Origin of the sequence: Streptomyces poriferorum, assembly GCF_019399235.1 — a bacterium.
Taxonomy (GTDB): domain Bacteria; phylum Actinomycetota; class Actinomycetes; order Streptomycetales; family Streptomycetaceae; genus Streptomyces; species Streptomyces poriferorum.
Map to the genome: position 1 here is coordinate 1 of NZ_JAELVH010000228.1, position 18,100 is coordinate 18,100.

At 69.7% G+C, this 18,100-nt stretch carries 15 protein-coding genes and 1 riboswitch; of the genes, 13 read left to right on the plus strand and 2 right to left on the minus strand.

The window, feature by feature from the left end; genetic code table 11:
* The coding region (locus JGS39_RS29880) for a phage baseplate protein (RefSeq protein ID WP_443742930.1) at positions 1–794 on the minus strand (794 nt) is incomplete at its 3' end.
* A 129-nt stretch (positions 795–923) separates the two neighbouring features.
* On the opposite strand from JGS39_RS29880, the gene JGS39_RS29885 reads away from it, so the two are divergent.
* The 13 genes from JGS39_RS29885 to JGS39_RS29945 all read left to right on the plus strand — a co-directional run bounded on the left by JGS39_RS29885 (position 924) and on the right by JGS39_RS29945 (position 15,213).
* On the plus strand, positions 924–1,892 hold the full coding sequence (locus JGS39_RS29885; protein WP_219572821.1) for a glycosyltransferase family 2 protein: 969 nt from the start codon (positions 924–926) through the stop codon (positions 1,890–1,892).
* Complete coding sequence (locus tag JGS39_RS29890) at positions 1,889–2,290, plus strand: GtrA family protein (RefSeq protein ID WP_219572822.1); 402 nt, start codon at positions 1,889–1,891, stop codon at positions 2,288–2,290. The genes JGS39_RS29885 and JGS39_RS29890 overlap by 4 nt, the downstream gene beginning before the upstream one ends.
* A 298-nt stretch (positions 2,291–2,588) precedes the next feature.
* Positions 2,589–3,245 carry a SurA N-terminal domain-containing protein gene (locus JGS39_RS29895; protein ID WP_219572823.1) on the plus strand — a complete coding sequence of 219 codons (657 nt, stop codon included), beginning with the start codon at positions 2,589–2,591 and terminating at the stop codon, positions 3,243–3,245.
* A 32-nt stretch (positions 3,246–3,277) separates the two neighbouring features.
* Positions 3,278–4,240, plus strand: coding sequence for a nucleoside triphosphate pyrophosphohydrolase (locus JGS39_RS29900; protein WP_219572824.1), 963 nt, complete (start codon positions 3,278–3,280; stop codon positions 4,238–4,240).
* A 29-nt stretch (positions 4,241–4,269) separates the two neighbouring features.
* Entirely contained in the window at positions 4,270–5,583 is a 1,314-nt protein-coding gene (locus JGS39_RS29905) for a cytochrome P450 family protein (RefSeq protein ID WP_219572825.1), read from the plus strand.
* Between the two features lie 105 nt (positions 5,584–5,688).
* Positions 5,689–6,645: a transglycosylase family protein gene (locus tag JGS39_RS29910; protein WP_219572826.1), complete on the plus strand. Its 957-nt coding sequence runs from the start codon at positions 5,689–5,691 to the stop codon at positions 6,643–6,645.
* Between the two features lie 301 nt (positions 6,646–6,946).
* Positions 6,947–7,120: riboswitch (cyclic di-AMP (ydaO/yuaA leader) on the plus strand.
* 4 nt (positions 7,121–7,124) lie between these two features.
* Positions 7,125–7,859, plus strand: a complete 735-nt coding sequence (locus JGS39_RS29915; RefSeq protein ID WP_219572827.1) for a transglycosylase family protein — start codon at positions 7,125–7,127, stop codon at positions 7,857–7,859.
* Positions 7,860–8,145: 286 nt separating this feature from the next.
* The gene (eno, locus tag JGS39_RS29920) at positions 8,146–9,426 is read left to right on the plus strand and encodes a phosphopyruvate hydratase (protein ID WP_219572828.1); all 1,281 of its coding nucleotides are present in this window, start codon (positions 8,146–8,148) and stop codon (positions 9,424–9,426) included.
* 117 nt (positions 9,427–9,543) lie between these two features.
* Positions 9,544–10,014: an FtsB family cell division protein gene (locus JGS39_RS29925; protein WP_219572829.1), complete on the plus strand. Its 471-nt coding sequence runs from the start codon at positions 9,544–9,546 to the stop codon at positions 10,012–10,014.
* Positions 10,015–10,083: 69 nt separating this feature from the next.
* Entirely contained in the window at positions 10,084–10,623 is a 540-nt protein-coding gene (locus JGS39_RS29930; RefSeq protein ID WP_219572830.1) for a DUF501 domain-containing protein, read from the plus strand.
* A gap of 153 nt (positions 10,624–10,776) precedes the next feature.
* Complete coding sequence (locus tag JGS39_RS29935) at positions 10,777–11,721, plus strand: Ppx/GppA phosphatase family protein (RefSeq protein WP_219572831.1); 945 nt, start codon at positions 10,777–10,779, stop codon at positions 11,719–11,721.
* Positions 11,722–12,155: 434 nt separating this feature from the next.
* Positions 12,156–13,541, plus strand: a complete 1,386-nt coding sequence (locus tag JGS39_RS29940; RefSeq protein ID WP_219572832.1) for an NAD(P)/FAD-dependent oxidoreductase — start codon at positions 12,156–12,158, stop codon at positions 13,539–13,541.
* A 364-nt stretch (positions 13,542–13,905) separates the two neighbouring features.
* Positions 13,906–15,213 carry a class I SAM-dependent methyltransferase gene (locus tag JGS39_RS29945; protein WP_219572833.1) on the plus strand — a complete coding sequence of 436 codons (1,308 nt, stop codon included), beginning with the start codon at positions 13,906–13,908 and terminating at the stop codon, positions 15,211–15,213.
* Positions 15,214–15,393: 180 nt separating this feature from the next.
* Here the strand turns inward: JGS39_RS29945 and JGS39_RS29950 are convergent, their stop codons facing one another.
* Positions 15,394–17,922 (minus strand): ABC transporter permease, encoded by a 2,529-nt coding sequence (locus JGS39_RS29950; protein ID WP_219572834.1) that lies wholly within the window; start codon positions 17,920–17,922, stop codon positions 15,394–15,396.
* Between the last annotated feature and the right edge of the window lie 178 nt (positions 17,923–18,100).

An 18,100-nucleotide genomic window follows, 5' to 3' on the forward strand; every position in this document is an offset into this window, starting at 1 on the left:
GGAACCGCCGGGAGGGACGGTTCGCGGACACTCGCGAGCGGCCGGCTCCAGATGCCGAGGCGGGCCAGATCCAGGTCGTGGACCTGGAAGACCATCACGCCGTCCGTGTCGCGGAAGCGGATGGCGAGCCGGCCGTAGACCGGGTCGACGGAGGCGGTGTACGTCGTGGCGCCCGCGACCGGCGCGTACATGGTGAGCCCGGCCGAACCGGAGTCGAGCACCTGGCCGCTGACGAACGGGAAGCGTGCCAGGCGCCTGCCGCGGCTGGTGGTCTTGGTCGGGTCATCCGGGTGCACCGGGTCCGGGACCTCCTGGCCGTCGGCCTCCGTCCACAGATAGGCCTTGCTGCCGGCCGGCTCGACGCCGATGCTCATGCCGTGCCCGAAGCCGCGCAGGTACATGTAGCCCAGCGTGTTACCGGACATGTCCCACTTGGTGATGGTCAGGTCGCCGCGACGGTTGCGATCGACACTGCTCACCGCGGCGGACTCGCCCGCGAGCTTCAGGCCGCCCTGTGTCACCTGGGCCAGGTAGATGTGGCCGTTGGCGTTGTCGTAACCGAACGACTGGAGGATCGTCGTGTCACGCAGGGGCTTCTGGCGTATCCAGTTGTCCGACGCGCTGTTCAGGTCGAGCCGGGGCGACGGCACCAGCAACGCCGAGCCCGGCGTGGGGTGCGTTGCGGCGGAGGCCGTGCCGGTGCCGGCCGAGACGCCGGCAACGGTGAGCGCGCCCGCGCCGCTCCACGCGAGCAGGGAGCGGCGGCTGGGGTGAATGAGTCTGTCGTGGGTCATAGTTCCTCATCCAAGCGCAGGGCAGGCCCCGCTCAAGCCGGTTCCTCCTCAAGCTCAATTCACCCAATCGTCGCTCTCAGGCCACACCCGTCATCCGCCACCGACACATTGACCGGCTGATGTACTTTCGTGCTGATCTCGCTGGTGGTGCCCTGCTTCAACGAGGAAGACATCCTCGAACGCTTCCATGAACGCGTGACGGATGAGATGACCCGGTTGGGCCATGCCTTCCAGCTCGTCTACGTGGACGACGGCAGCGCCGACCGGACGCTGCCGATCCTCCAGGAACTGGCGGCCGCCGACCCCCGGGCCCGCTACGTCTCCTTCAGCCGCAACTTCGGCAAGGAGGCCGCCATGCTGGCGGGCCTCCAGCACGCCGAGGGCGACGCCGTCGTCATCATGGACGCCGACCTCCAGCACCCGCCGGAGCTCGTCGGCCGCATGCTCCAGGAACACGCGCAGGGCTACGACCAGGTGATCGCCCGCCGCACCCGCAAGGGCGACCGAGTCACCCGCACCCTCACCGCCCGCGCCTACTACTGGCTCATCAACCGCCTCGTCGACGTCGAACTCGTCGACGGAGTCGGAGACTTCCGGCTGCTGTCCCGCCGGGCCGCCGACGCCGTACTCGAACTCACCGAGTACAACCGCTTCTCCAAGGGCCTCTTCGCCTGGGTCGGCTTCCCCACCACGACCTTCAGCTACGAGAACGCCGTCCGGGAACAGGGACGCTCCGCCTGGACCTTCGGCAAACTGCTGAACTACGGCCTCGACGGACTCCTCTCCTTCAACAACAAGCCGCTGCGCGCCGCGCTCTACCTCGGCATGCTTCTGATGTCCCTGGCCTTCGCCTACGCGGCCTGGATCGTCGGCGTCGCCCTGGTGAAGGGCGTCGACACCCCCGGATACGTCACCCTGCTCGTCGTCCTCACCGCCCTCGCCGGCGTCCAGATGGTGATGGTCGGGGTGGTGGGGGAGTACGTCGGCCGCATCTACTACGAGGTCAAGCGCCGCCCGCACTTCCTGGTCAAGGCCACCAACACCCAGGCACACCGGGCGGCCCAGGAGCCGGAACCCATGGAGTTCGTACGCCGATGACGGTCAAGGCACAACTGGCCCGCTTCGCCCTCGTGGGCGCCGTGAACACCGGCACGTACTACGGCTGCTACCTCGTCCTGCTCCACTGGCTGCCCTATATAGCCGCGCATGTGCTCGCCTTCGCGCTCAGCATGACCGGGTCGTTCTACCTCAACTCCTACTTCACCTACCGCACCCGGCCCACCTGGCGGAAGTTCCTGCTCTTCCCGCTCACCAACGCCGCCAACTTCGTCATCACGACCGGCGGCGTCTACCTCCTGGTCGACCTGGCCGGATTCAGCAGCCGGTACGCCCCGCTGCTCGCGGCAGCGGCCGCCATCCCCATCACCTTCGTCGTCTCGCGCACGATCATGCTGCGGCCCGACACCCCGCCGAAACCGGTCGAACGGGTCGGCTGAGCCGCGCCGCCACCACCCCACAACCCCAACTCCTCCCGAATCGTTGGTCGAATCAGTGGCCCGGACCAGTTCCACTGCCCTGGAGCATCCGGCACTTGAGGGGCGGCGTCGCGGGTCTGGGCACGCGCATCTGCGGCGTTGTCGTCAATCGCAAGGGCTCCGCCATTGCTCAATCCTCCGCCTTGCAGCTGCACGCACCCGGACCCGCTCCTTTTCCCGCCCACCAAGTGCCGGATGCTCTAGCATCGATCACCGCAAGGCCTTGTGCACCGCCGCACAATCTCCTCGGGAGGCTCCTTTGCACCGCCGCCGTCGCACCGCGCTCACCGTCTCCGCCGCACTGCTCGGCGCAGCGCCACTCCTCGCCGCATGCGGCAGCCAGGCCCACCCCGGCGCCGCGGCCATCGTGGGCGGGGACCGGATCACGGTGGCCTCCGTGCAGGGCCAGGTGGAGGAGGTCCGCCAGGCGCAGGACACCTCGAAGCAGGCCGCCCAGATCACCAACCAGTCCGGCCAGCTCGGCCGCGCCAAGCTGCACGGGCTGATCCTGGACCGCGTCCTGGACAAGGCGTCCGCCGACGCTGGGGTGACCGTCACCCGTGCCGAGATCCAGCAGATGCGGCAGCAGGCCGTCGCCCAGTACAAGGGGGAGGCCGGGCTGCGCGCAGCGGTGCTCCAGGAGCGCTGGATCGCCCCGGACCAGATCGACGCCTTCCTTCGCGAGCAGATCCAGCTGACCAAGCTCGGCCAGGCACTCGGCGCCGACCCGACGACCCCGGCCGGCACGAAGACCCTCGGCGACGCGCTGACGAAGGCGTCCAAGGCGCTGAAGGTCGACGTCAACCCGCGCTTCGGCACCTGGAACAACCAGCAGATCCAGCTCGCCGAGTACAAGGCCCCCTGGATCACCCAGGTCACCAAGCCGGCCCAGTCGGCCGCGGAGGCCGGGGCCTGAGGACTGTCCGACGGCCGGGGTAGATTCACATCGTGAACGCTGAAGACCCCGGCCGCATCGTCCTGCTCACCGCCAGCCACCGCGTCGCGCCCGGACTCCTGTCCTGGCCCGCCTGGCAGACACTGCACGCCGCCGACCGGGTGCACTGCGGAGAACCGGAGCAGCCGCAGCTGCCTTATCTCCGCGAGGCGGGCATCACCGTCACACTCGGCGTGCCCGACGCGCAGGAGCTTGTGGACGCGTGCGCCGGCGGCCGGACCGTCGTGATCCTCACCGGCGGCGAGGGCAACCAGCCGCTGACCGACGGACTGGCCCGGCTGGCCGGTTCGGGGCGGGTGCGGATGCCGAACCTGGAGCTGCTGCCGGGTTCGTACGATCTTCCCGGCGCCCGGCTCCTCGACCTCGTCCAGGTCATGGACCGGATCCGCCTCGAATGCCCGTGGACCTCGCAGAAGACCCACAAGGGCCTCGCCAAGTACGCCATCGAGGAGGCGTACGAACTCGTCGAGGCGATCGAGGACGGCGACCGCGAAGAGCTCCGCGAGGAGCTCGGGGACGTACTGCTCCAGGTCGTCTTCCACGCGCGCATCGCGGAAGAGGATGAGGACGAGCCGTTCTCCGTCGACGACGTCGCGGCCACCCTCGTCGAGAAGCTGATCCACCGCCACCCGCACGTCTTCGGCGACGAGACCGCGGAGACACCGGAGGACGTCCACGCGCACTGGCTGCGGACGAAGGCGATCGAGAAGCAGCGCGAGTCCGTCACCGACGGCGTGCCGCTCGGCCAGCCCGGCCTGGCACTCGCCGCGAAGCTCGCGAGCCGGGTCCGTACGGCAGGGCTCGACGTGGCGCTCCCCCAGGGCGACGACATCGGCTACCGGCTCCTCGCCCTGGCCGTGCGCGCCCAGGAGGACGGCATCGACCCGGAGGCGGCGCTGAGGGCCGCGGGGCGTGCGTACCGGGACGCGATCAGGGCGGCGGAGGGCGTCGGCTAGCGACGGAGGACAGCGGATAACGTCGGGGGGTGAACGACCGACCCGCCGACGTCCCCGCCGGCTGCCCCGCCCACGCGACGCCGCCCGCACCCGAACTCTTCACGTGGGAGTTCGCCACCGACCCGTACCCCGCGTACGCCTGGCTGCGTGAGCACAGCCCCGTGCACCGCACCACGCTGCCCAGCGGGGTCGAGGCCTGGCTGGTGACGCGGTACGCGGACGCCCGGGAGGCCCTCGCCGACAACCGGCTGTCCAAGAACCCGGCGCACCATGCCGAGTCCGCGCACGCCAAGGGGAAGACGGGGATTCCGGGCGAGCGCAAGGCGGAGCTGATGACGCATCTGCTGAACATCGACCCGCCCGACCACACCCGGCTGCGCCGCCTCGTGTCCAAGGCGTTCACCCCCCGGCGCATCGCGGAGTTCGCACCGCGTGTGCAGGAGCTGACCGACCGGCTCATCGACGGGTTCATCGAGAAGGGAGAGGCGGACCTCATCCACGAGTTCGCCTTCCCGCTCCCCATCTACGCGATCTGCGACCTGCTGGGCGTTCCGCGCGAGGACCAGGACGACTTCCGGGAATGGGCGGGCATGATGATCCGCCACGGCGGTGGCCCGCGCGGTGGGGTGGCCCGTTCCGTGAAGAAGATGCGGGGCTATCTCCTCGAACTGATCCACCGCAAGCGCGAGAACCCGGGGGACGACCTGATCTCGGGGCTGATCCGGGCGAGCGACCACGGTGAGCACCTGACGGAGAACGAGGCCGCAGCGATGGCCTTCATCATCCTGTTCGCCGGTTTTGAGACCACCGTTAATTTGATCGGCAACAGCGTCCATACCCTGTTGGGCCACCCTGAGCAGCGCGCGCAGCTCCAGCGATCCCTGGCCGCGGGGGAGACGGAGCTGCTGGCCACGGGGGTCGAGGAACTCCTGCGCCATGACGGCCCGGTGGAGCTCGCGACCTGGCGCTACGCCACCGAGGCGCTGACGATCGGCGGTGAGCGCATCGGTGCGGGCGACCCGGTGCTGGTGGTCCTCGCGGCCGCGGACCGGGACCCGGAGCGCTTCGAGGGGCCGGACACGCTGGACCTTGCGCGGCGTGACAATCAGCACCTCGGTTACGGTCACGGAATCCACTACTGCCTGGGAGCGCCGCTCGCCCGGCTGGAGGGGCAGGCCGCGCTCGCCACTCTTCTGAAGCGCCTTCCCAACCTGCGACTTGCGGGGGAATCCAGTGATTTGCGCTGGCGTGGCGGGCTCATCATGCGTGGACTGCGCACGCTGCCGGTGGAGTTCACGCCGGGACCGGTGCGCGATGAAGGTGACATTCTGTCAACTCTGTGACTTTCACGTGATCTCTGCTGCATCGACTTGTGACATGCGTTCGAGTCCCGCTAGGTTCACCGTTCGACTCACCAGTCACTCGTCAGTCACACGGAAGGCATTCCCATGGGCTCCGCGAACGGCAGACACCGTCGCCCTCGGCAGGCACCCGCCATCATCGTCGCCGCAGGCGTGACCGGCTCGGCCATCGCCATCCCGCTGCTCGGCGCGGCAGGCGCGCACGCCGCCGACGCCTCGACCTGGGACCGCGTGGCCGAGTGCGAGAGCGGCGGCATGTGGAGCGCCGACCTCGGCAACGGCTACTACGGCGGCCTGCAGTTCTCGCAGGAGGTCTGGAAGTCGTACGGCGGCGAGTCGTATGCCGAGCGCGCGGACCTCGCCAGCCGCTCGCAGCAGATCGCCGTGGCGGAGAAGGTCCTGGACGACCAGGGGCCCAAGGCGTGGCCGAGCTGTGCGGTCATCTCGGGTCTCGTCGTGGACAGCGGGCTGCCGGGCGTGGACCCGGGCAGCGCCCCGTCCGCCGACCCGACGGACGCCGTGGACCCGTCCGCGAGCACCGATCCGTCCGCGAGCACCGACCCGTCCGGGGACGCGACCCCGTCGGACGACGCGTCCTCGAAGACGAAGACGAAGACGCCGTCGGGCGACGCGAAGGACGAGGACGCGAAGCCGGACGCGTCGGCGTCCCCGTCGGCCACACCCTCCGCCACGCCCTCGGGTGACGCCTCGGGCGCCGAGAAGGGCACCTCCGGGCAGGAGAAGGGCGGCAAGCACCGCGGCACGCCGGCCCCCGAGGAGACCCGGGAGAGCGGCCGCAGCGGTGACCGGGACGCGGGGCGGCATGCCTCGCGCGGTGACGGTGGCGCACGCGACACCGCCGCCCCGGCTGCTGACGGTGCGTACACCGTCCGCGCGGGCGACAACCTGTGGGCGATTGCTGATGCACAGAAGCTGCCCGGCGGGTGGACGGCTCTGTACGAGGCCAACAAGGCCGAGGTGGGCTCCGACCCCGACCTCATCCTGCCTGGCCAGAGCCTCGATCTCGGCGTGAAGGCCGAATGAGCGCAGTCTGATGATCAGCTGAAAACACCCTAAATATTGGGGTAGTTAAGAGGCCTATGTCCCACTTTTGACCAAGTGAGACATGGGTCTCTTCGCGTGAACTGGCGCGTCTTGTCCGGGAGGTCCCGCCGCATCCCTTCCCACCTGCGCAAACAGTGCTTCTTCGGGTGCAAGTAAGGGCTGTTTATACGGTATGTCCATCTTTGGATATGCGGGTTGGTTGTGTTTACGGTCGGAACCGCTCGCACCGCGGGCCCCGTCGATCGTCACGCCGAATCCTGCCGTCGGTCGAAGGGAACAGACGCGTAAAGCGCCGTAGGCAGGAGCGGGGGACCCAGGTAGGCGCCGGGCCCGGTCGTCGAACGCGACGCATCGGGAACGGCTTGGGGTGGAGTCGCGTGCTAGGACGTGCGACCGGGCAACTCACTTGGCCCGAACCCGACAGCTCACCTCGTAGGCGTCGGTGAGGAGAAGTCTCGATGCTGCTCAACAGCAAGGGCAACAAGCACCGTCGCCCGTCCAAGGCCGTCCGTATCGCCACGCTCGCCGGTGTCACCGGTGCCGCCATCGCCGTGCCCCTGATGGGTGCGACCGGCGCCTCCGCCGCCTCCGTCTCCACGTGGGATGCCGTCGCCCAGTGCGAGTCCGGTGGCAACTGGTCCATCAACACCGGCAACGGTTACTACGGCGGCCTGCAGTTCTCGCAGTCCAGCTGGGCCGCCGCGGGCGGCACCCAGTACGCGGCCCGCGCCGACCTGGCCACCAAGGCCCAGCAGATCGCCACCGCCGAGAAGCTCCTCGACCTGCAGGGCCCGGGCGCCTGGTCCTGCGCCGGCGCCGGCAACCTGAGCAACGACGGTGTCGACCCGGGTGTCGACACCGGCTCCTCCGCCGCCAAGACCGAGGCCGCCCCGAAGCAGGAGTCCGCGCCGGTCCAGAAGGCCGAGCCGAAGAAGGCCGAGCGCACCGAGGCCCCCGCCACGAACCGCTCGGACCGCGCCGCGGCCCCGAAGAAGACGGTCACCACCCCGACCGGCAAGAAGGTCGCGAAGGGTGACGGCGAGTACAAGGTCGTCACCGGCGACTCCTTGAGCAAGATCGCCGCCGACCACAAGGTCAAGGGCGGCTGGGAGCAGCTCTTCAAGCTGAACAAGGACATCGTCACGGACGCCGACCTGATCTACCCGGGTCAGCAGCTCCACCTGACGAAGTAGTCGCGATCTCTCCTCGCTGATGACCCCGGCCGCCCCGGCCCGGTGCGCACCTTCCCCCCGTGCGTTCCGGTCCGGGGTGCGCCGGTTTCTGCGTTGATCGTTCAACTGTTGTAGTTACTAGTCAGTAAATTTCTGGCCTTTTGCCCCGCTGTGCCTGCCCTTGGGTCCTTTTTCGTCCCAGGGGACGGGCGGTCGGCCGGTTGGGGCGGCCGGGCCGGTTAGGCTCTTGTCGCAAGGCCAAAGCGACCCTGCACCACAAGCGTCACATCCCAGAAGGAGATGCCTCGTGCCGTCCATCGACGTCGTCGTAGCCAGGGAAATCCTCGACTCCCGCGGAAACCCCACGGTCGAGGTCGAGGTCGGCCTCGACGACGGCAGCACGGGCCGTGCTGCTGTTCCGTCCGGCGCCTCCACCGGCGCGTTCGAGGCCATTGAGCTTCGCGACGGCGACCCCAACCGCTACCACGGCAAGGGCGTCGAGAAGGCCGTCCTCGCCGTGATCGAGCAGATCGGCCCGGAGCTCGTCGGCTACGACGCGACCGAGCAGCGGCTGATCGACCAGGCGATGTTCGACCTGGACGCCACTGAGAACAAGGGCTCGCTCGGCGCCAACGCCATCCTCGGCGTCTCGCTCGCCGTGGCCCACGCCGCCTCCGAGGCCTCGGACCTGCCGCTGTTCCGCTACCTCGGTGGCCCGAACGCGCACCTGCTGCCCGTCCCGATGATGAACATCCTCAACGGTGGGTCGCACGCCGACTCCAACGTGGACATCCAGGAGTTCATGATCGCGCCGATCGGCGCGGAGTCCTTCTCCGAGGCCCTGCGCTGGGGCGCCGAGGTCTACCACACGCTGAAGAAGGTCCTGAAGACCAAGGGCCTGTCCACCGGTCTCGGTGACGAGGGCGGCTTCGCGCCGAACCTGGAGTCGAACCGCGCCGCCCTGGACCTCATCGTCGAGGCCATCAAGGAAGCCGGCTACGCCCCGGGCAAGGACATCGCGCTCGCGCTCGACGTCGCCGCCTCGGAGTTCTACAAGGACGGCAAGTACGAGTTCGAGGGCAAGTCCCGCTCGGCCGCCGAGATGACCGAGTACTACGAGGAGCTCGTCTCCGCGTACCCGCTGGTCTCCATCGAGGACCCGCTGTACGAGGACGACTGGGCCGGCTGGAAGGTCATCACCGACAAGATCGGCGCCAAGGTGCAGATCGTCGGCGACGACCTCTTCGTCACCAACCCGGAGCGGCTCTCCCGTGGCATCGAGGAGGGCTCGGCCAACGCCCTGCTCGTCAAGGTCAACCAGATCGGCTCGCTGACCGAGACCCTGGACGCCGTCGAGCTGGCCCAGCGCAACGGCTTCAAGTGCATGATGTCGCACCGTTCCGGCGAGACCGAGGACGTCACCATCGCCGACCTCGCGGTCGCCGTGAACTGCGGCCAGATCAAGACCGGCGCCCCGGCCCGCTCGGACCGCGTCGCCAAGTACAACCAGCTGCTGCGCATCGAGGAGATCCTCGACGACGCCGCCGTGTACGCCGGCCGCTCGGCGTTCCCGCGCTTCAAGGGCTGACCCGCACGGCAGGCCCGGAAAAGCCCGGCGGGGTCAAGTGCCCCGGCCTCCGTCCGTCCCCGCACTCGGTCCCGTACCGTGTGCGGGGACGGACGTGCGTAATGGGGAGGCGGAGACATGGCCGCGAAGGACCGGGACCGGTTCTCCACCGCGACCCGGCTGCGGTTGCTCGGTGAGCAGACCGCAGCCCGCGTCTACCGCTCCCAGAACCGCCGTCAGGCCCGCCGTTCCCGGCTCACCGGCCGGGCCGCCTTCCTGGCCCTGGTGGTTTGTTCGCTGATCGTCGCCCTCGCGTATCCGATGCGGCAGTACGTGTCGCAGCGCGACGAGATCGCCGACCAGGAGCGCCTCGCGCAGGAGGCCGAGACCCGCACCGAGGAGCTGCGCGACGAGAAGGCGCGGCTCCAGGACGACGCGTACATCAAGCGGCTGGCCCGCCAGCACCTGCACTACCTTCTTCCCGGGGAGACCGGCTACACCGTGGTCGACCCCGACGCGGTCAAGGAGCGCAACGGGACGCCGGCGGAGTCCGGCAGGCCCTGGCACTCCAACCTGTGGGACGGCGTCGACAGCGCCGACCGCGGCTGAGCCGCCGCACTTCCTTTGACATCTGCAGAACCGCAGTTCGAGCAGTCCGATCAGAACCCCTAGGCAGGCATGGAAACGCCCCCTCCCCAGACCGAGTCCACCGCGCCCACCGACGCGGACATCGCCGCCTTCCAGCAGCAGCTGGGGCGCCCGCCGCGAGGGCTGCGCGCGATCGCGCACCGCTGCCCGTGCGGCAACCCGGACGTGGTCGAGACGCAGCCCCGGCTGGAGGACGGTACGCCGTTCCCGACGACGTTCTACCTGACGTGCCCGCGTGCGGCGTCCGCGATCGGCACGCTGGAGGCGAACGGGGTCATGAAGGAGATGACCGAGCGCCTCGGTACGGACCCCGAGCTGGCCGCGGCGTACCGGGCCGCGCACGAGGACTACATCGCGCGGCGTGACGCCATCGAGGTGCTGGAGGGCTTCCCGAGCGCGGGGGGCATGCCGGACCGGGTGAAGTGCCTGCACGTGCTGGTCGGGCACTCGCTGGCCGCCGGGCCGGGCGTGAATCCGCTCGGGGACGAGGCCATCGCGATGCTGCCGGAGTGGTGGCGCAAGGGGCCGTGCGTGTCGCCCTGCGGCGCGCCCGACGGGGACGAGGACTGAGGTTCCTGCCGGGGGCTCTGCCCCCGGACCCCCGCTCCTCAATCTCCCCCAGACTTCGTCCGGGGGACCCCCAGGGGCTTGATTTGCCGCCTCTGGGGCTTGGAGTGCCGTCGGTGGGGCTTGAAGACATGATGAGCCGGAGAGGCTGAAGAGATGACGCGTGTAGCCGCCATTGACTGCGGTACCAACTCCATCCGACTGCTCGTCGCGGACGCCGACCCCGTCACCGGTGAGCTCGTCGAGCTCGACCGGCGGATGGAGATCGTCCGGCTGGGGCAGGGCGTCGACCGGACCGGGCGGCTTGCCCCGGAGGCGCTCGAGCGGACCTTCGCCGCCTGTCGGCGGTACGCCGAGGTGATCAAGGAGCACGGCGCGGAGAAGATCCGCTTCGTCGCGACCTCCGCCTCCCGGGACGCGGAGAACAGGGACGACTTCGTCCGTGGCGTGCTGGACATCCTGGGCGTCGAGCCCGAGGTGATCACCGGTGACCAGGAGGCCGAGTTCTCGTTCGACGGGGCCACCAAGGAGCTCGCCGGGCGGGACGACCTCGCGAAGCCGTACCTCGTCGTGGACATCGGCGGCGGGTCCACCGAGTTCGTCGTCGGCGACGACCGGGTCCGGGCGGCCCGGTCCGTGGACATCGGCTGCGTCCGGATGACCGAGCGCCACCTCACGCGGGACGGGGTGGTCAGCGACCCGCCCGCGCCGGAGCAGGCGGACGCGATCCGTGCCGATGTCGCCGCGGCGCTGGACCTGGCCGAGGAGACCGTGCCGCTCACCTCGGCGGGCACGCTCGTCGGTCTCGCGGGAACGTTCACCACCGTGGCCGCCATCGCGCTGGGGCTCGAGGAGTACGACTCCGAGGCGATCCACCACTCGCGGATCTCCCTGGAGAAGGTCCGGGAGATCGCCGGGTGGTTCCTCGCGTCGACCCACGCCGAGCGTGCGGCGATCGGCGCGATGCACCCGGGGAGGGTCGACGTGATCACCTCCGGGGCGTTGATCCTGCTGGCCGTGATGGAGCGGACCGGGGCGCGCGAGGTGGTCGTCAGCGAGCACGACATCCTTGACGGCATCGCCTTCTACGCGGCCCGTTAGGGCAGGTCCACAGGCCGTCGCGGACCCCGCTCATCGGCACTCCGGCCTGCACTTTTGAGCCCCTCGGGGCGGCCCCGCGGGTGCCTTCGGCGACACGCCGCCACGAAGTTCGTGAACTTCTTCACAAGGAATTGGGCCCCCTGGGGCCGACTTCTGCTCCGAACGGGCCCGCGGGAGGGTGTGCGGGGTCGCCCGGCCCGTATGCGGGGCGGTTCCGGGGGTGTTGCGCGCGTGTGAATCGGAGGGGTGGTTCACCCCGCTCGGCGGCTCAAGGGCCAGCTCACAAGCGGTGAACAACGTTCGCCAGGGTGTCGTGGTTCCCCTGTCGGCCCATGACCTGGGTCACGTGGGCGGCGAAGTGTAGCAGAGGGTGGGCCATACCTTGTGAAGGGGCTCACGAGCGTGCCCCCCGAGGGGGGTGGATACTCGATGGCATGAGCACCACGGAGCGTCCCAGGATCCTCGTAGTAGGCGGTGGGTACGTAGGCCTGTACGCAGCTCGGCGCATTCTGAAGAAGATGCGCTACGGCGAGGCGACCGTCACGGTCGTCGACCCCCGGTCGTACATGACCTACCAGCCCTTCCTCCCCGAAGCTGCTGCCGGCAGCATCTCGCCTCGGCATGTCGTCGTCCCGCTGCGACGCGTGCTGCCCAAGGCTGAGGTCCTCACCGGCCGCGTCACGACCATCGACCAGGACCGCAAGGTCGCCACGGTTGCGCCGCTCGTCGGCGAGGCCTACGAGCTGCCCTTCGACTACCTGGTCATCGCGATGGGCGCTGTCTCCCGCACCTTCCCGATCCCCGGCCTGGCCGAACAGGGCATCGGTATGAAGGGCATCGAGGAGGCCATCGGCCTGCGCAACCACGTCCTCGAGCAGCTCGACAAGGCTGACTCGACGACCGACGAGGACGTCCGCCGCAGGGCGCTGACGTTCGTCTTCGTGGGCGGCGGTTTCGCCGGTGCGGAGACCATCGGCGAGGTCGAGGACATGGCCCGCGACGCGGCGAAGTACTACACGAACGTGAAGCGCGAGGACATGCGTTTCATCCTCGTCGACGCCGCCGACAAGATCCTTCCCGAGGTCGGCCCGAAGCTGGGCACCTGGGGCCGGGAGCACCTGGAGTCCCGCGGTGTCGAGGTCTTCCTCTCGACCTCCATGGACTCCTGCGTCGACGGTCACGTGGTGCTGAAGAACGGCCTGGAGGTCGACTCCAACACCATCGTGTGGACCGCCGGTGTGAAGCCGAACCCGGCACTGGCCCGTTTCGGCCTGCCGCTCGGCCCGCGTGGTCACGTCGACACCACCGAGAAGCTCCAGGTTCAGGGCACCGACTACATCTGGGCCGCGGGCGACAACGCCCAGGTGCCGGACATGGTCGGCCGCAAGGCCGGTAACCCGAACGCCTGGTGCCCGCCGAACGCCCAGCACGCGCTGCGTCAGGCCAAGGTCCTCGGCGACAACGTCATCTCCGGGATGCGCGGCTTCCCGCAGGGCGACTACAGCCACGCCAACAAGGGTGCGGTCGCCGGTCTGGGCCTGCACAAGGGCGTCGCGATGATCGTCATGGGCAAGGTGAAGATCAAGCTCAAGGGCCGTCTCGCCTGGTACATGCACCGTGGCTACCACGGCATGGCGATGCCGACCTGGAACCGTAAGATCCGGATCTTCGCCGACTGGACCCTGGCGATGTTCCTCAAGCGCGAGGTCGTCTCGCTCGGCGCCATGGAGACTCCCCGCGAGGAGTTCTACGAGGCCGCCAAGCCCGCACCGGCCCCCGCCGCCGCCAAGCCCGTGGGCGAGAAGGCCAAGGCCTCCTAGTCCCGCACCCGGACGGGAGGGCCCCGGCTCCTCCGTCCTGGTACGTGGATCCCCGTATCCGCGTACGACACTCGCACGACGCCCGAAGGGGCCGTCCGCCATCCGTGGTGCGGACGGCCCCTTCGGCGTATCGGTGCAGGTCGGCGCGGCAGCGGGTGCGGGAGCGCGGGGGCCAGCACCCCGGCGGATGCGTGTGCGGTACAGGCATTTTGCCGTTCCATTGCGCGGTAGCGGGATGGCCCGGCCGCCGGAAACTGTTGAAGGGGTGTACCTCGCCGTGGCGCCAAGGGTGCCGGGGCGTGGTCCGAGGCATGCGTGGGCATGTCTGGGCACGTTGGGAAACACCATCACGGAGGTGTGCGCCATGGCAGACGCCGCATTGCGGCTGACCGCTCTCGCCCAGGAGTTGCTGGGAGAACCCCTACCGGTCCGCATCCGGGCCTGGGACGGCAGCGAGTCCGGCCCGCCCGGCGCCCCCGTCCTCGTCATCAGGAACCGCCGTGCCCTGCGCCGCCTGCTCTGGAAGCCGGGCGAACTGGGCCTCGCCCGGGCCTGGGTGGCAGGGGAACTCGACATCGAAGGCGATCTGTACGCCGCCCTGGATGTGATGGCCGGGCTGCTCTGGGAGCGCGGCGGCGAGGCGAAGGACAGCGTCCACCCGGTCCGCGACCCGAAGCTGCGCGCCGCGGCCAAGGGGCTGCTGCAACTGGCCGGCCCGTGGCCCCCGCCCCCGCCGCCTCCCGAGGAGGTACGCCGGCGCAGCGGCACGCTGCACACCAAGCGCCGTGACAAGGAGGCCATCAGCCACCACTACGACGTGGGCAATGACTTCTACGAACTGGTCCTCGGCCCGTCCATGGTCTACTCCTGCGCCTACTGGGAGGACGGCGGGAACCTCGAGGACGCCCAGCGTGACAAGCTCGACCTGGTCTGCCGCAAGCTCGCGCTGAAGGAGGGGGACCGCCTCCTGGACGTCGGCTGCGGCTGGGGCTCCATGGCCATCCACGCCGCCCGTGAGTACGGCGCCCGCGTCACCGGAGTGACCCTCTCCGTCGAGCAGGCCGCCTTCGCCAGGAAGCGCATCGCCGAGGAGGGCCTGACCGACCGGATCGAGATCCGGGTCCAGGACTACCGGGACGTCAGGGACGGCCCGTACGACGCCATCTCCTCGATCGGCATGGCCGAACACGTCGGCTCGGTCCGCTACCGCGAGTACGCCGACGACCTCTACGCACTCCTCAAGCCCGGCGGGCGCCTCCTCAACCACCAGATCGCCCGCCGCCCGGAGAAGGACGAGTCCGCGTACCACGTGGACGAGTTCATCGATGCCTACGTCTTCCCGGACGGCGAACTGGCCCCGGTGGGCCGGACCGTCGCGACCCTCGAAGAAGCCGGTTTCGAGGCCCGCGACGTCGAGTCGCTCCGCGAGCACTACGCCCTGACCCTGCGCCGCTGGGTCGCCAACCTGGAGAAGGGGTGGCCGCGCGCGGTGAGGATGACCTCGCCCGGCCGGGCCAGGGTCTGGCGCCTCTACATGGCCGCCTCCGCCCTCTCCTTCGAGCACAACAAGATCGGTGTGAACCAGATCCTCGCGGTCCGCCCGGCCGAGGGCGGGGGCGCCCGCATGCCGCTGCGCGCCCGCGACTGGAAGGCCGACGCGACCGGCGGCTGATCTCGGAGGCGTACGTGACCGGCCGACTCCGGAGACGTACGCGACCGGCCGATGTCCGGAGACGTACGCGACCGGCCGACTCCGGAGGCGTACGTGGCCCGGTGATCCCTGGACACGGAAGAGGGCCGGTACCCGCCAATGCGGGTACCGGCCCTCTTCCGTGTGCCGTTCCGTTCCGGACTACTCCGTCTTGATCGCCGTGAGCATGTTCAGCTTCGCGGCGCTGCGGGCCGGCCACATGGCGGCCAGCACCCCCACCAGTCCGGCCAGCAGCAGGAAGACCGCGATCCGGCCCCACGGCACGACCAGGACGTACTGCGGGATCTGGGACGCCACGGTCTGCCCGATCGCCCAGCCGAGGAACATGCCGAGCCCGATGCCGACCACCGCGCCGAAGAGCGAGATCACCACCGCCTCCAGCCGGATCATGCGCTTGACCTTGCGCCGGTCCAGGCCGATGGCCCGCAGCATGCCGATCTCCTGCTGACGCTCGAACACCGACATGGCCAGGGTGTTGACGACCCCGAGCACCGCGATGATCAGTGCCATGGCCAGCAGGCCGTACATGATGTTCATCGCGAGGTTGATGGAGCCGCCGAACATGTCGCGGATGTCATTGCGGTCCATGACGCTCATGCCGGGGTTGTCACCCAGCGAGTCCACCAGCGCCTGCTCGTTGGCCGCGCTCGCGCCGCCGTCTGTCTTCACCCAGATCTCGCGGATGTCCGCCCGGCCCTGGTGCGGGGCAACGACGTCACGGGGGATCAGGACCGGCGAGAGGAACTCGTTGTCCTTGTAGAGGGCGCCGACCTTCAGGTTGCCCTTCTTGTCGTCCTCGTACGTGACCGGGACGCTGTCGCCGGTCTTCCAGCCGTGCGACTTCGCGGTCTTGTCCGAGACGGCGATCTCGCCCTTGCCCAGGGAGTCCAGGGAGCCCGCGGCGGTGTCGACGGTGAGGACCTTCTGCACGTCGCCGGGGGTGACACCGGACGCCGAGAGCGAGGTGTCGCCGATGTCCAGCCAGACCGCCTGCTGGGGCGAGACGGCGGTGACGCCGGCGGCCTTCTCCAGGGCGGTGAGCGCCGACTCGTCGAGCGCGTCGCCACTGGCCATCGAGATCATGTAGTCGGCCTTGATGTTGTCCGTCGTCGCCTTGTCGACCGCCTGGCCGAGGGTGACGCCGAGCACCGAGATGCCGGTGACGAGGGTGAGGCCGATCGCCAGAGCGGACGCGGTGGCGCCGGTGCGCCGCGGGTTGCGGACCGCGTTCTGCGCGGCCAGCTTGCCGGAGACCCCGAACATCCGCTGCAGCAGCGGGCGCACCAGGGCGATCACCGGCCGCGACAGCAGCGGGATCAGGATGATGATGCCGATGAGGGCGAGGAAGGAGCCGCCCGCGATGAGGAGCTGGCCGTTCGACCCGGCCTGTGCCGCGCCGCCCACGACCGCCGCCCCGCCGAGCAGGGTGATGACGGCGCCGATCGAGTTGCGCAGCACCAGGGACTTCACCGTGGCGACCGCGTACTGGCTGTTCATCGCCGCGACGGGCGGGATCTTCGCGGCCCGGCGGGCGGGCAGCCAGGCGGCCAGCACGGTGATCAGGACGCCGACGCCGAAGGCGGCGATGACGGTGGTGGGTGAGATGACCAGCGGCCCGGCCGGGATCTTCCCGCCGATCAGGCTCATCGCGGAGCGCAGCCCGGTGGCGAGGCCGAGGCCCAGCGCGAAGCCGACGACGGACGCGATCAGGCCGACGACGGCCGCTTCGAGCAGCACGGAGCGCTTGACCTGACGGCGGGAGGCGCCGACGGCGCGCAGCAGCGCGAGCTCCTTGGTGCGCTGGGCGACCAGCATGCTGAAGGTGTTGGCGATCAGGAAGATGCCGACGAAGAGGGCGATGCCCGCGAAGGCGAGCAGCAGCTTGTTGAGGCTGCTCAGGGCGGTCTCGGTCTGGTCGGCCTGTTCGTCCGCGCGGACCTGGCCGGTCTTGGCCTCGGCGTCCTCGGGGAGCAGCGGCTTGACGGCGGCCAGCAGCTGCTGGTCGGAGGCGCCGGGCGCGGCCGAGACGTTGACGTCCTTGAACTCGCCCGGCCGCAGGAACAGCTGCTGGGCGACGGGGGTGTCGAACAGGACCAGGCTGCCGCCGGCGTTGACCGCGCCGTCCTCGGTGGTGAAGACCCCGGACAGGGTGTACTCCTTCACCGGCCCGTTGGTGGCGACGCGTACCTTGTCGCCGACCTCGTACTCGCCCTTCTCCGCGGTGTCCTTGTCCAGGGCGACGCTGCCGGCGGCGGTCGGTCCGGTGCCGTCGGTGAAGGTGTACTGGGCGTCCTTGCCGTCCTTGCCGGGGGCGAAGTTGGACCCGGTGTTGGACCAGCCGTTGCCGATCAGCTTGCCGTCGGGGTCGGCCACTCCGGCGAAGCCGTCGACGCGGCCGGTGGCGGAGGCGACGCCGTCCAGGTCCTGGATCTTCTTCAGGGTGGCGGCGTCGATCGCGGCGGTCTTCTCGTCGCGCTGGTCGGCGTAGGTGGTGACGGCGACGGCGATGTCGTCGTAGCTCTTCGCCGACTGGTTGCGGAAGGCGTTGCCGAGGGTGTCGGTGAAGACCAGGGTGCCGGAGACGAAGGCCACGCCGAGCATCACGGCGAGGACGGTCATCAGCAGCCTGGCCTTGTGCGAGAGCACATTGCGCAGGGCGGTACGGAACATGTCTGTCAGTCCTGGGAGGGGAGGGGTTCCGGATGGGGTGGCGTCGAGGTCCTGGGAGTTCCCGGTCGTCCGCGCGGTGCGCGAGGCGATCGGGAGGGCTTCGCTGCTGTGTGTCGGCTTCGTGGTCGACCGGGAGGGCGCGTCGGCGGCCACCGACTGGAGGGGGTTCATCGTGAGG